Origin of the sequence: uncultured Clostridium sp. (genome assembly GCF_934754925.1) — a bacterium.
In the GTDB taxonomy this organism is placed as follows: domain Bacteria; phylum Bacillota; class Clostridia; order Clostridiales; family Clostridiaceae; genus Clostridium.
This window is the reverse complement of record NZ_CAKVJA010000007.1, coordinates 31,491-45,322: the sequence shown is the minus strand read 5'-3', so window position 1 is coordinate 45,322 and position 13,832 is coordinate 31,491. Positions and strand designations below refer to the sequence as shown.

General features: G+C 25.8%; 13 protein-coding genes and 1 pseudogene. 6 read left to right on the top strand and 8 right to left on the bottom strand.

What is annotated here, in order from left to right:
• Positions 1–83: 83 nt before the first annotated feature.
• Positions 84–1,034 carry an alpha/beta hydrolase gene (locus Q0G30_RS04425; RefSeq protein WP_294387050.1) on the top strand — a complete coding sequence of 317 codons (951 nt, stop codon included), beginning with the start codon at positions 84–86 and terminating at the stop codon, positions 1,032–1,034.
• A 69-nt stretch (positions 1,035–1,103) separates the two neighbouring features.
• Here the strand turns inward: Q0G30_RS04425 and Q0G30_RS04420 are convergent, their stop codons facing one another.
• The 5 genes and pseudogenes from Q0G30_RS04420 to Q0G30_RS04400 all read right to left on the bottom strand — a co-directional run bounded on the left by Q0G30_RS04420 (position 1,104) and on the right by Q0G30_RS04400 (position 6,270).
• Entirely contained in the window at positions 1,104–2,066 is a 963-nt protein-coding gene (locus Q0G30_RS04420; protein WP_294387047.1) for a tRNA-dihydrouridine synthase family protein, read from the bottom strand.
• Between the two features lie 72 nt (positions 2,067–2,138).
• A complete protein-coding gene (locus Q0G30_RS04415; protein WP_294387044.1) occupies positions 2,139–3,119 on the bottom strand; it encodes a U32 family peptidase in 981 nt (326 codons plus the stop codon).
• A 14-nt stretch (positions 3,120–3,133) separates the two neighbouring features.
• Entirely contained in the window at positions 3,134–4,474 is a 1,341-nt protein-coding gene (locus Q0G30_RS04410) for a hypothetical protein (RefSeq protein WP_294387041.1), read from the bottom strand.
• A 3-nt stretch (positions 4,475–4,477) separates the two neighbouring features.
• On the bottom strand, positions 4,478–5,581 hold the full coding sequence (locus Q0G30_RS04405) for a metallophosphoesterase (protein WP_294387038.1): 1,104 nt from the start codon (positions 5,579–5,581) through the stop codon (positions 4,478–4,480).
• 253 nt (positions 5,582–5,834) lie between these two features.
• Positions 5,835–6,270: pseudogene (locus Q0G30_RS04400) on the bottom strand (MerR family transcriptional regulator).
• 288 nt (positions 6,271–6,558) lie between these two features.
• Between Q0G30_RS04400 and Q0G30_RS04395 the strand changes: the two are divergent.
• A complete protein-coding gene (locus Q0G30_RS04395; protein ID WP_195467014.1) occupies positions 6,559–7,977 on the top strand; it encodes a DUF4317 domain-containing protein in 1,419 nt (472 codons plus the stop codon).
• Between the two features lie 60 nt (positions 7,978–8,037).
• Here Q0G30_RS04395 and Q0G30_RS04390 read toward each other — a convergent pair whose 3' ends face one another.
• Positions 8,038–8,739: an MgtC/SapB family protein gene (locus Q0G30_RS04390; RefSeq protein WP_294387034.1), complete on the bottom strand. Its 702-nt coding sequence runs from the start codon at positions 8,737–8,739 to the stop codon at positions 8,038–8,040.
• 174 nt (positions 8,740–8,913) lie between these two features.
• On the opposite strand from Q0G30_RS04390, the gene Q0G30_RS04385 reads away from it, so the two are divergent.
• Positions 8,914–9,426 (top strand): L,D-transpeptidase, encoded by a 513-nt coding sequence (locus tag Q0G30_RS04385; RefSeq protein ID WP_294387032.1) that lies wholly within the window; start codon positions 8,914–8,916, stop codon positions 9,424–9,426.
• A gap of 145 nt (positions 9,427–9,571) precedes the next feature.
• On the opposite strand, the gene Q0G30_RS04380 is transcribed toward Q0G30_RS04385, so the two are convergent.
• Positions 9,572–11,092, bottom strand: coding sequence for an NAD(P)H-hydrate dehydratase (locus Q0G30_RS04380; protein WP_294387031.1), 1,521 nt, complete (start codon positions 11,090–11,092; stop codon positions 9,572–9,574).
• A gap of 201 nt (positions 11,093–11,293) precedes the next feature.
• On the opposite strand from Q0G30_RS04380, the gene Q0G30_RS04375 reads away from it, so the two are divergent.
• Positions 11,294–11,980 carry a Crp/Fnr family transcriptional regulator gene (locus tag Q0G30_RS04375; RefSeq protein WP_294387029.1) on the top strand — a complete coding sequence of 229 codons (687 nt, stop codon included), beginning with the start codon at positions 11,294–11,296 and terminating at the stop codon, positions 11,978–11,980.
• A complete protein-coding gene (locus tag Q0G30_RS04370) occupies positions 11,977–12,399 on the top strand; it encodes a cytidine deaminase (protein WP_294387027.1) in 423 nt (140 codons plus the stop codon). The genes Q0G30_RS04375 and Q0G30_RS04370 overlap by 4 nt, the downstream gene beginning before the upstream one ends.
• A 96-nt stretch (positions 12,400–12,495) precedes the next feature.
• Here the strand turns inward: Q0G30_RS04370 and Q0G30_RS04365 are convergent, their stop codons facing one another.
• On the bottom strand, positions 12,496–12,945 hold the full coding sequence (locus tag Q0G30_RS04365; RefSeq protein ID WP_294387025.1) for an NUDIX hydrolase: 450 nt from the start codon (positions 12,943–12,945) through the stop codon (positions 12,496–12,498).
• Positions 12,946–13,114: 169 nt separating this feature from the next.
• Here Q0G30_RS04365 and Q0G30_RS04360 point away from each other — a divergent pair, with 169 nt between their 5' ends.
• Positions 13,115–13,804 (top strand): YoaK family protein, encoded by a 690-nt coding sequence (locus Q0G30_RS04360; protein ID WP_294387021.1) that lies wholly within the window; start codon positions 13,115–13,117, stop codon positions 13,802–13,804.
• Positions 13,805–13,832 lie beyond the last annotated feature (28 nt).

Sequence of the window (13,832 nt, the reverse complement as noted above, 5' to 3'; positions counted from 1 at the left end):
TTTCTAAAATATGATAGAATAATTTAAAATAAATTTTTATTTTCAAACTATTTGATTTTAGTAATTCACAAAGGAGAGTAACGATGAAAAAAAAGAAACTTTTAGGAATATCATTAGGGCTTATTAGTATTATTCTAGTAATATCCCTAAGTCTTGTTGGAAATTACTTTTATAATTTAGCTTTAAATCCAAATACTCCAAAAGATATAGTATTTGGAACACCAGAAGAAGCAGAAGCAACAAGTGGACAAGTTTTGGATTCTGATATTTCCTGGTTATTAAACAATTCAAATTATACTGATGAATATTTAATATCTTCAGATAACTTAAAGCTTCATAGTTATCAAATTAAAAATAAAACCTATTCTGATAAATGGGTTATTACTGTACATGGTTATACAAGTGAAGGAATAAATATGAGCACATACGCTAAACATTATTATGATAATGGCTATAATGTACTTATTCCTGATTTAAGAGGCCATGGATTAAGTGAAGGAAGCTATATAGGAATGGGATGGGATGATAGATTAGATATTATCTCTTGGATAAACTATATATTAAATGAAAATTCAAATGCTGAAATAGTCCTTCATGGAGTTTCTATGGGAGCTGCTACGGTATTAATGACTTCTGGTGAAGAGATATCTCCTAATGTGAAAGTAATAGTTTCAGATTGTGGTTATACATCAGTTTGGGATGAATTTGCATATCAATTAGATACCCTATTCTCATTACCTGAATTTCCAATACTTAATGTTTCATCTATTGTTGCTAAAATAAGAGCTGGTTATTTCTTAGGTAAAGCTTCATCTATAGATCAAGTAAAAAACTCTAAAACTCCAATTTTATATATTCATGGAGATCAAGATGATTTTGTTCCTTACTATATGATGGAAAAACTTTATAACGCAACAAGTTCCGAAAAAGAAATGTTAACAATAAAAGGTGCAGAGCATGCTAAGGCCTCTGAAGTAGATCCAATAACTTATTGGACAACCGTAAATAATTTTATAAATAAATATATAAATTAATATTATTTTCATAACTTTAAAATGAGGATTCAAAACTTTTATTTTTGAATCCTCATTTATTATTATGTATTATTCACTACTAAATAATCCAGCACCTTTTATAATTTCTTGCTCTTGAAATAAACTTGAAACAGCTTCTCTATAATCTTTAGCTTTTTGTGCTTTCTTAATTTTTTTATAATACTTCTTATTATCTGTAAATATATGTGACATATATCCCCAAAGTTCTTTCATTCTATACATGGCATTTTTGTCTTCATTTAAAAGAATTGTATAATTTTCAAAAATTTCATCATGGAACTTTTTCAAAATTTCCTTACTAATAAAATTATTATCTCTAATTTCACCGATTAATCCTGGATTAGCTAATATGCCTCTTCCAAGCATTACTTTATCTATTTGTGGAAACTCATTTACTATGTTATGATAATTTTCAGTAGTAAAAATATCACCATTATAACATACAGAATGTTTACTTAAAGATAATGCTTCTTTAAACATTTTTAAATTTGGTGTATTTCCGTAAAAATCCTCCCTAGTTCTAGGATGAATTATTAATTCTTCAAGAGGATACTTATTATAAATCTCAATAAGCTTATAAAATTCTTCTGGCATTTCTTTTCCTAATCTAGTTTTTATTGATATTTTTATATTATCAATTTTATATATTTCATCTAAAAATCTCTCTAATTCATCTGGATAAGCAAGAAATCCTGATCCTCTCTTTTTTGAAACAACTGTTCCTGCTGGACATCCTAAATTTAAATTAATTTCATTATATCCTAATTGCTTTAACTTATTTGCAGTTAATATAAATCCTTCTGCATCATTAGTTAATATCTGTGGCACTACATTTAAACCTTCATTGTTTTCTGGTAATAAATCTCTTAGCTCTTTAGTTTTAAGACTTAAACTTTGATTAGGTACAATAAAGGGTGTAAAGTATTTATCTATATTATGAAAGTATTTTTCATAAGCATTTCTATATATATGCCCTGTAATTCCTTCCATTGGTGCTAAATAATATTTCATGTAATTACTCCTCGTTTGTAAATATTCTAAAAAATATTATATCAGTCAAACACCTTATAATCTACATTAATATTAATAATAACACTCTTTGCTACATTTACCTTTAAATAGCTTATTTTTTATGGCCTTTTTATAATCCCTATCATTATCAATGTTTTCAATCATATTAATGGCTTCTTTTAATCCTATAATATCCTTTTCAATATCATCTACATACTTACCTCTCCCAACAACTTTTAGGTGAGTAACTCCTGCTTCCTTTAACTTTTTCAATTCGCAAATACCACATCCTGTATTTCCTAAAATATATGACTCGCTTTTATTTTCTATATATAATTCTTTCTCTTCAAAATCCTTATAGTAAAGTTGAAGCTTCTTATCAACATCCTGAAAATAATTAGATTCCTCATTTATTTTAACTAAATCATATGGCATCTTACATAAATGACACATTTCATCACAATGCAAAGAGCTACAAAAGGCACCACTATAATGACATTTTTCATTTAAAATAAAAGCTTCATATTGCAAGTTTTTTATCCTATTATTTTTTATACATGATTCTATATCTTCAATTGTATTTTTTCTATGAAAAACATATCTAGCTATATTTAGTTTATTTAAAAAATCTATTGCTAGGCTATTAATTTCTGCACATTCTCCACTTAAATGTATAACACACTTTATTTCCTTTTCTTTTAAATATAATATAAGTGCAATATCAGCTATAATAAATTCATTAAATCCAATCCTTATTAAATCTTGTATTATATTAGCTATTTCCTCATATTGCTCTTCTATATAATATAAATAATTAAATGCTATGCTTACTGGAACATTATAAATATCTACCATTTTCTTTAATATCTTCATGTCTTCTAAAGAATTTATTTGGATATTATAATAAAGCACTTCTCTTCTATTTAAAGGAAAAAGACTTCCATACTTTTTATTCCACTCATAAGGAACATATCCACAAAAAACTTCATCTGCCCCTGCTTTAACTAATCTTATATAATCATCAATACACCCAAGTCCTGCTACTATTTTCATTTTATTTTCCTCATTTATATAAAATTTAAAACTATTCTATCTATTCCATTATCTATATAATGCTCTAACTTCTCAAAATCCTTAAGTAATGTGTCATCAAAAGCAAATATTGAATTATATCTTCCTACCATTTTTAAGTGCTTTGGATATGAAAATATATATTCCTTACAGTACATTGGACATCCTTTAACAAGTTTTTGATTACCTCTATTCATTGTTGTACACATTGCATATAATGTACAATACTGAGATGTATTAGTTACATAAAAAGGAATATGTAAACTATGATTTCCTTCTGCAATTTCAATATCATATCCACAATTTTCATACTCATATCTTTTTATATTATTTTCATTTAGAAATCTATTAAAAATATAACTATTAAGATTATTTTTTCCTATTAACTTATTGTTTTCCTTATACCCTTTTTTATAAACATACCTTGGATCCTTCTTTCTTTTATTTAATAATACTCCTAGGTTAAGAATAAAATAATCACTTTTATCCTGTACTAACTTTATCATTCCCCAATCATTTATTACAATTTCTATATTTTTATTATTTTCAATACACCAATCATATATCTTCTCTATTATATATCTAGTTTTTTCTATATAGCACTCTCTTATATATGTAAAACATATTGTAATTTCTAGATTTTCTTCTTTAGCCTTGTTAATCATTTCAATTAACAATTCAAGGCTTGGAAATAAATTATGACAAAACTCATTTCCAATATAAATTCTTGATATATTTTTATGCATAAGCTTATGCTTTTCTATAAAATTATTTTTTAAGTAATTATCAACAAATACCTCTATGTCTTCATTTAAATATTTATTATACAGCTCATAATTATCTATATTAATGGCTAATTCTACTGAATTTAAAATACTATAATTAAAGCTATCATAATTTAAATTAGTCATCCACTCTTGCTTTTGACTTATATAATCTTCATAGAAATCATAATCTTTTTCTGAAGGATATCCTACCATCTCATTAGAAAAATAATTATCATCACTATATGACTTTAATCTAATATATCTAGTATAATTGTTAAAAGTATTTCTCACATTTTGTAAATAAGCTTCGTCCTTAATAGAAAAAACATAAGTTATATAAAACTCATGCTTCTCCTTATTTATCAAATTATATTTTTCTATAGTTATTTCTTCATATCTATTTTCATCAAATATATGAAATATAACCTTTAATTCATTTATCTCCTTTATCTCTTGTGCTAATCTTATAGTTAACCTTTCAGGAGATATTTTCATTATTCTTACTTCTTTAATATTTAATAAACAGGTTATTAACCCTGATGGTAATAATTCTACTTCTTCTCTTTCCAAAATTTATTTCCTCACAATATCAATCACTACATATTCACAATGTTTTTCTGTTCTTAATGGATATCCCCAACCTCCTATTCCACAAGAGACTATTATATCCATATTGTCTTTTTTTTCATATCCATATTCCATTTCATTAATATTAAACAATTCCATCAACTGTCCTATTGGCCATATTTGACCATAATGTGTATGCCCAGAAATCATTAAATCATATCCACTTTCACTATTTTCTTTTAATTCACAAGGCTCATGATCAACTATTATTTTATAATAATCATCACTTACTTCTTTTGATAGTTCTTGTGATGATTTTCTAGTTTCATTTGCATAAGATCTATCTTTTCTTCCTATTATACACAGTTCATCATTTATTTCATATATATCATCGGCAAGTATTTTTATTCCTGAATTTATTATTGCTTCCTCTAACTCTTCTTCAGTATAGTTAGGATCTATTGTATATTTAGATTTATCATGATTACCATATACATAATATATCCCATAATTACTTTTAATAGTTGATAATATTTTAAATGCATCTTGCATTTCTTTTAAAGTCGTACTTTCATCTACAATATCTCCACCTAATATTACTATATCTGCATTAGTTTCTGATATTTTATCACAGTATTTTTGCAATGTCTCATTATCCATAGTAGTGCCAAAATGGAGATCTGATATAAAATCTACTCTATAGGCTTTGCTCCCAATATTTTTATTTGTATACACAGTATAATCTTTTTCAATTATATTATGAATATTTATATATCCATATACAATTAAAATTGCTGTTAATAATAACGGTATAATTCCACTTCTATAAGTTACTTTAATAAAACTATTATTAGTAAATTTCTTTATAATAAAATAAATTAATTCAACTACCCATGCAATTATAACAATATGAAATACTACAACTGCCCATGTTCCCCATACCTTTAATGCTGGTATCATTATAAGTAATGTTAAAACTAAACTTATAATTTTTTGTTGCTTGATTTTCTTATCTTTCATAAGCAAATTTAAGATTCTTCTAATAAAAAAATATATATATATTCCAAAAGGAATCATAAATATTACTGGTAGTACAATATAGAAAAACATTTTTTATTCCCTCTTTCTCAATATTTCTTTTTCCAAACACTTTAAAAACTACTCACTATATATTTCATTCATTATTTGTGCAGATACCATATTAAAATAATACTGCACCTTACCCTTAGTACAATAAATTAAATCTTCTCATTTTTATATTTATTTTTTGCTTTTTTCAAGAAAATGTCAAGTTGTTAAATACATAATACCTGCAAAAAATCCACAACAATTGTTGTGGACTTTATATTATAAATATAAGCTTTTATTTTGAGCAATATATCTCAATTGCCTTTGCCATGAATTCTGAAGTTCCTTCTCCATATTTATCTATATTTTCTTTAAATCTTTCATCTCCTATATACATTAATCCTAAACAACTTAAAATTTCCTTTGTGCAATTATAAAAAGGTAACTAATCCATCTATTCTTTTTCTTTTTTCTATAAGCAATTCCTTATGCTTATTTAACGCTTCAATTTTATCATATTTTGGATTTATCATTATTTCTTTTATTTCATTTAATGGAAAATCTAATTCTCTAAAAAATAGTATTTGTTGTAACTTTTCTAAATCCTCAATTGAATACATTCTGTATCCAGCTTCCGTAGTCTTACTTGGTTTTAAAAGTCCAATTTCATCATAATAATGAAGTGTCCTTACTGTAACTCCGCTTAACTTTGCTACCTCGCTTATTTTCATTTTTATTCAACCTCTTTTTATAGATCAGTAGATATTTTCAATTGAATTATTATAGCTATAATAAATTTTCCCTACCACAATATAACTATAATCTATAACGTAACGTTATAGTCAACAAAAATTTAAAATAATATTTTATCCATTATAATATCTTATATTCAAAAATTTATAACTTACTAATATAATCTATTTCATTCTTGCAGAGGTTTCATGAGAATATTATACTTATAATTAGTAACATATTTTGCTATATATTAATAAATAAAATTTGTAATGAAAGGATTATATATGAGAAAAAAAGATATATTAGAGCTAAAAAAACGTTTTAAAAAAGACCACTGTACTTTTACAAAAATGTGTGGTTGTTACGTTAATGGCGAAAAAAATATTTTATTAAAATTTAGGGAAACATTTTTAAATTTAGAAGAAGATGATTATTTTAAATACTTAGAAATTGCTAAGAAAGTTTTATCTGGAACTATTGGTAACAATATTTTAGAACTTAATTTTGAACTTAACGAAGAACACATAAACGAAAAACAACTTTCTTTTATGAAACTAAAAAACAGTGGATTAAAAGATGATGCTTTACTTGATGAATTCTACAATTCAATTATAGAAAGTTATGATTATACCGGTAACTTCCTAATACTTATATTCCACGATGCTTACGATATTATTACTAAGACTAAAGATAATGCAAAACTAGATGAATCTGAAGAGGTTTATGAATATATTCTTTGTGCTATATGCCCTGTTGAACTATCTAAGGCGGGACTTAGATACTTTGAGGAAGAAAATACTATTAAATCTCGTACAAGAGATTGGGTTGTTGAAGCACCAAGTAATGGATTTGTATTTCCTGCCTTCATAAATCGTGGTTCAGATGTTAACTCTATTATGTACTATACAAAAAATTCAAAAGATACACATCCTGAATTAATGGAAAATGTTCTAGGCTGTCCTTCAAAACAAACTCATACAGAGCAAAAAGAAGCATTTAATGATATTATCCGAGATGCTCTTGGTCCTGATGAAAAAAAATCTGAGCATTTCTTTATGGAAATTCAAGAAAGCCTAAATAATAAAATTGAAGAACATAATAGTATTTATGAAGAGTCTGATACACCAATAGTTTTAACTAATGATGTTGTTCAGGAAATACTATCTCTAAGTGGTGTCCCTGAAGAAATTACTACTAAAATAGAAAAATCATATACAGAAAACTTTGGCGATACCCCTCCTGTAGCTGAAATATTAATAGATAATAAGGCTCTTGCCGCAAAAGCTCAAAAGAAAAAAGAAGAAATGCTTGAAAGACAGGTAAAAATCCTTGAAAATAAACTTGAAAGAGTAAGTCAAGCCTCTTCCCCAGATTCAGAAAGCGAAAAGATTTCATCAGAATTAGAAAATGAAGCTGCTATAGAAGTAGATTCTTCTAATATTACTTCAGAAGATATTAATGATTCTATATCAAAAGATAATTCTGATACCGACCTTAATACTAACATAGGGACATCTGAAGCTTTAGATGAAAGTATTGATAATTCTAATACTACAAATGAAAACTATGATATTGTACTAAAAGTAAAACCTGAAAAAGTACCTCAAATAAAATCACAAATAATTGACGGTAAAAAATACCTTGTTATTCCTGTTGATGAAAATGAACAAACTACTGTAAATGGAATTGATAGCTTAGTTTAATATAATTTAATAATAAAAATGGTATGTATCATGCTTTCTGACACATACCATTTTATATGTTTAATGCTCTATTAAATCTACCTTTTCAACTTCATTTATACACATTATATCTGTTAATATATCGCTAATATCAAGTTCATCATCAAGATTTATTTTAAATCTAAGTCTAACACCTTCACCCTTAGATCTCTTTTGCATTTCAATAGATACTATATCTCCCCCAACATTTCTTATCATGTCCTTTATAGCCTCAACTGTTACTGATATATTCTCACTTATTCTAACTTCTATATGGGCATGTGAATTTCTAGATATAGTAATTAAATTTTTTATTCTAAATATATCATTTAAAAATGCATATGCAACAAGAGTAACAAGTATTGAAGCAAGATATATACCTGATCCTACCGCTAGACCTATTATAGCTACTAAACATATAGATGCTGCTGTAGTTAACCCCTTTACGCTTCTTTTATCTTTTAATATTGTTCCTGCACCTAAAAAACCTATACCTGAAATATATTGTCCAGCCAATCTGAACACATCATTATCCCCACCATTAATACGATAATATTCTAAAGATGTTATTTGAATTAATAAGCCAACAAGTCCAACCATAACATGAGTTCTTATTCCTACTACCATGCCTTTTTTCTCTCTATTATATCCTATTGCTCCTACAAGAATTACACATACAATTATCTTAAATATAATAACTATTGATACTTTAAATGTTTCACTATTAATAAGCTCACTTATCATAAAATATTCACCTCCAGAAGTTTAATAAAAACTGTATACTTTTATAATTTAATTTATTATTTGTAATATAAATAAATTTTAAGAATATTTGTATTCTTAATTTTATTGACTGAACACTTAAATATATTATTTCATAAAATAATATATTTAATAATACAAGAAGAGAGAATATTTATGCAATTTAATAATATCCTAAAAAATATATATCATAATATTATTTTTTCAAAATCTGTAATATCTAATAAATTTAGAGTTCCATCAAATTACAATGATACCTCTACAAAATTTGTAAATAACAATAATTTATCTAGCACTACCAAATATCTTATTTGGGTAGATACTAATAATTTTCATGTGAATATTTTTTCAGGCTCTAAAAATAACTGGAAGCTAGTGAAGAATTATATTTGCTCTATTGGAAAACCATCCACCCCTACACCATTAGGAACATTTAAAGTTGGTGCTAAAGGATTTTCATTTGGCGAAAATCATGGGTATATTTGTTATTACTATACACAATTTAAAGGAAATTATCTTTTCCATTCAATTATTTATAACTTAGATAATACAGTTAGAGACGGACGTCTTGGATATAAAATTAGTAATGGCTGTGTTAGACTTGCTAAAGTAAATGCTAAATGGATTTATGATAATATTCCATATGGAACTACCGTTTTTATAAGTTAAAGAATTGATTATAAAAGTTGAGAATCAATAATAAAACTATATATTTATAATTTAAGCTGTATCCCACATATTTGGTAGAATACAGCTTATTTTTATTATATACGTATATAATCACTTCTCAATATCATCTCTAATTTTCATTTCTCTACTGTAATTTAAGTTGATTTTCATGTTTATTTATTAAATCTTCAATTATATATGGGAGCTTTTCAATAATATGAGATGCATTAACACAAAACATATCTTTTGATAATATATCTCCACAATATCCATGAATATATGCTCCTAATATTGTTGCCTTTAAAACCTCATATCCTTGCCCTATAAAGGAAGTAATAATTCCTGTAAGTGCATCTCCCATACCTCCTGATGCCATTTTACTACTTCCTGTTGAGTTTATATAAACTTCTCTACCATCAGTTATTATAGTATTATATCCCTTTAATAATACTACTACATTATATTCTTTAGCAAAATTAACAGCAATATCAATTCTATTTTCAACTAACTCTTTGATATTAATACCTGTAATCCTAGACATTTCTCCCATATGTGGTGTTATTACAATCTTTCTATTACTATTCTTTAATAATTCTAAATTATCCTTTAATACATTTAATGCATCTGCATCAAGAACTACAGGACATCCTTCCTTAGAAAGAATACTTCTTACCTGTTTAAATGTAAATTCATCATTTCCCATACCAGGTCCCATTGCAATACTATCACTATTTAATATAACCGCTTCAAATGTATTATCCTCATATGACATTGACATAGCTTCTATTAATTTAGTCTTTAAAATATCTACTACAGATTTCTTTGTACAAAGAGTAACTAACCCTGAACCAGTTCTTACAGCTGCCATAGTTGAAATATACGCTGCACCTGTAAATTTTTCAGATCCTGCTATAATAGTAACCCTTCCAAAATCACCTTTGTGTGAATACTTATTTCTCTTTTTTATAATACTTTTTATATCATTTATTTCTGTCATGTATTCTTTATTATGAAATTTATTAACTACATAATCTGGTATACCTATTTTTTCAATTATTATATCACCTGTATATTTTTCACTTTCATAATCTAAAAATCCCTTTTTATAAACTTCAAAAGAAACAGTTTTATCTGCTTCAATAGAATTACCTAGAATCCCAAAGCTATCGCATTTCATTCCTGAAGGTATATCTATAGAAAGTGTGTAAGTGCTTTTTTCATTTATTATTTTAATTACTTCATCATATATTCCTTCTATTTTTCTGCTTAAACCTATTCCAAAAATTGCATCAATAGTCATGCTATTTTCACTTAGTGCTTCCCTTAAATTTATAATATCTTCACTTTTAATAATATGCTTTATATTAATCCCCATATTTTTTAAAATATTATAGTTTGTTTTACAGTCTTTACTCATTGAATGATTACCTATTATAAATATATCTACTTTCATATTCATACTAAAAATATGACGTGCAACAGCTAAGCCATCACCTCCATTATTTCCAGTTCCACATACTATAGTAAATGATTTAAATTTTTCAAAATCTATATTTTTATTAACCTTTAATGCAGCATTTTCCATAAGAATAATTGAAGGAACTTTTAAATTATTTATACAGTAATTATCTATATTTCTTATTAAATCTGAGTTTCCTATTTTCAAAATCTCATCACCTTTTATAAAATTAATTTATATATTTATAATTATACCATCATTTAACTATTTTATATTAATTTTAATAATTTGTTTCTTTAGATTATCTTTCTAAAATTTTGGACATTTGTCCTTAATTTTTCTATTACCACTTTCTAAAAAAATTTAATATGATATAATTACTTTACTTAACTAATAAGGAGACTTGCAATGAACAACTTACCTTATTTTTTAGACACTTGTCCTAATTATATAAAAAATAAATTTATGTATGTTAAATTTAATACTTTCGATAAAATACTTATACAAAATGAAGATCCTAACTTTGTATATATAATAAAAAAAGGAAAAGTCAAAGTTTATTCACTAACACCAACTGGAATTAAATATCTAGAAAGGACTTATTGTGAAAATGATTTATTTGGGGAGTTAGAAGTATTCGCTAATAAACCTATATTAAATTATGTAGAAGCACTTGAACCTTGTGAAGGAATTAAAATTTCCAAAGAATCCTTTTTAGAATGGATTAAATATGATAGTGAATTTTCTTTATATATTCATACAGAGCTTTCTGAAAAGATGTATCATACTTCTATTAATAGCAAAGCAAATGTTGCTTATAATTTAAAAGATAGAGTACTCTTCTTTTTATGGAAGTTTTTAAATGAACATAATCTAAATACCGTTCATAAAGACATACTAGTAGAAGGTGTAGGTTCTAATATTAGAAGTATTAATCGAATTATTAAAGAGTTAGTAGATGAAGGTATTATTGAATATAATAAGGGATCTATTAAGGTAAAGGATATAAATAAACTTGCTGATATAAATTTCTCCTCTAATAGTAATAATAACTTAGTAAGTATTTTTAATAATAATTCAGGAGGTAACCAATGATTAATAAGAAATTATTGATAGAAAAAGCATTCGATGCTCAAAAACATTGTTATACACCATACTCAAATTTTAATGTAGGTGCTGCTCTACTTTGTAAAAGTGGTGAAATTTATCAAGGATGCAATATAGAAAATGCTGCATATACACCAACAAATTGCGCTGAAAGAACTGCTTTCTTCAAAGCAATTTCTGAAGGTCAAAAGGAATTCACTGCTATTGCAATTGTAGGAAATAAAGCAGGCATAAAACCTGGAGACGGAGATTTCTGCGCACCTTGTGCTGTATGCAGACAAGTAATGGCTGAGTTTTGTGATTTAAAAACTTTCAAAGTAATAATTGCTAAAAGTACAGAAGAATATTTAGAGTATACATTAGATGAACTTTTACCATTAGCATTTACAGGTAAAAATTTAGAATAAACTATTAAAAGCTATTGATTTTTTAATCAATAGCTTTATCTATATAAAAAATCTATTAGAAGTTATCTTTAATTTACTCTCTAATAACTATTTATCTTATATACTATAATATTTTTCTATAAATACCTTATGACTTCTAGGTATATTTTCTGGCAATTCGTCATAACTAAAAAAACATAAGTCCTTTGTTTCAAAATTATCTATACTTAATTTACCACTATAACTTTTACATACATATCCTATAGTTATAAAAAAAGCTTTATCTCCATGAGGAAACTCTATAAAACAATCTTCTCCTGAAGTTGTTCCTAAAAGAGTTAACTCTTTTATATTTAATCCAGTTTCTTCTTTTGCTTCTCTAATTGCAGTAGTTTCAAGAGACTCACCTAACTCCGTAATTCCACCTATTAATCCCCATTTGTAAGGGAATGTTCCTCTCTTTTGTAATAATATTTGATTATCTTCATTTATTATCAATACATTTACCCCTGTTAGATTTATTGGGTCATGACCTACTCTTTCTCGTATATATTTAACATAATCCATATTTATAACCTCACTACTATTCATTAACCTAAACAATATAATTAACTTTTTCTCACTTCTATTATACCTATAACTTTTTGTTATTAAATAAAAAGAAAGATAATTTTTAAATTTAGGGCATAATATATAGGTCATTTCATTAATATTTATGTCTTTAAGGTGGATTTATATGAAAAATAACAATAACAAAATACAAAAGATACCACCATTTGAAAAGCCTTTATTTATAATGATAATAACTTTTGTTGGTGGATATATGAATGGATATACTTATATTACAAGAAATAATATATTAGCTAATATGCATACTGCTAATATGTCTAAATTAGGAATTAATATTGCTCTTGGAGAATGGTTAGAGGCACTACACTACTTCATTCCAATTGTAACCTGTATATTAGGTGCTGCTTTTAGTAAATTAATTGAAACTATACTTATAAACTTTAATTTTAAAGGAGATTGGAGAAAGTTTGCTCTTGTTTTAGAAGGAATTGCATTATTTTTAATAGGGCTAATTCCTAGTTCTTTTCCTGATATTATTGTTACTAATTTAGTTTCTTTTTTAATGGGATATCAATTATGTTTATTTAGAAATTGTCTTGGTGTTCCTTTTAATACAACTATATGTACTGGTAATATTAGAACTGTTGGATTATTCTTATTCGGTGCATTAGATAAAGAAAGCAATGACTCTTTTAAAAAATTAATTACTTTTACAATACTTACTTTTTCTTTTGCAGTTGGTGCTATTCCTGGTACTTTAATATCTCTTGCTTTAGGTATTAAATCTGTATGGGTTTGTAGTTTTATATTATTTCTACAAGCTTTTTGGATATATATTTATGAAAAGAAACTTTAAACAAACTCATCTTTTTTAAATACTATAT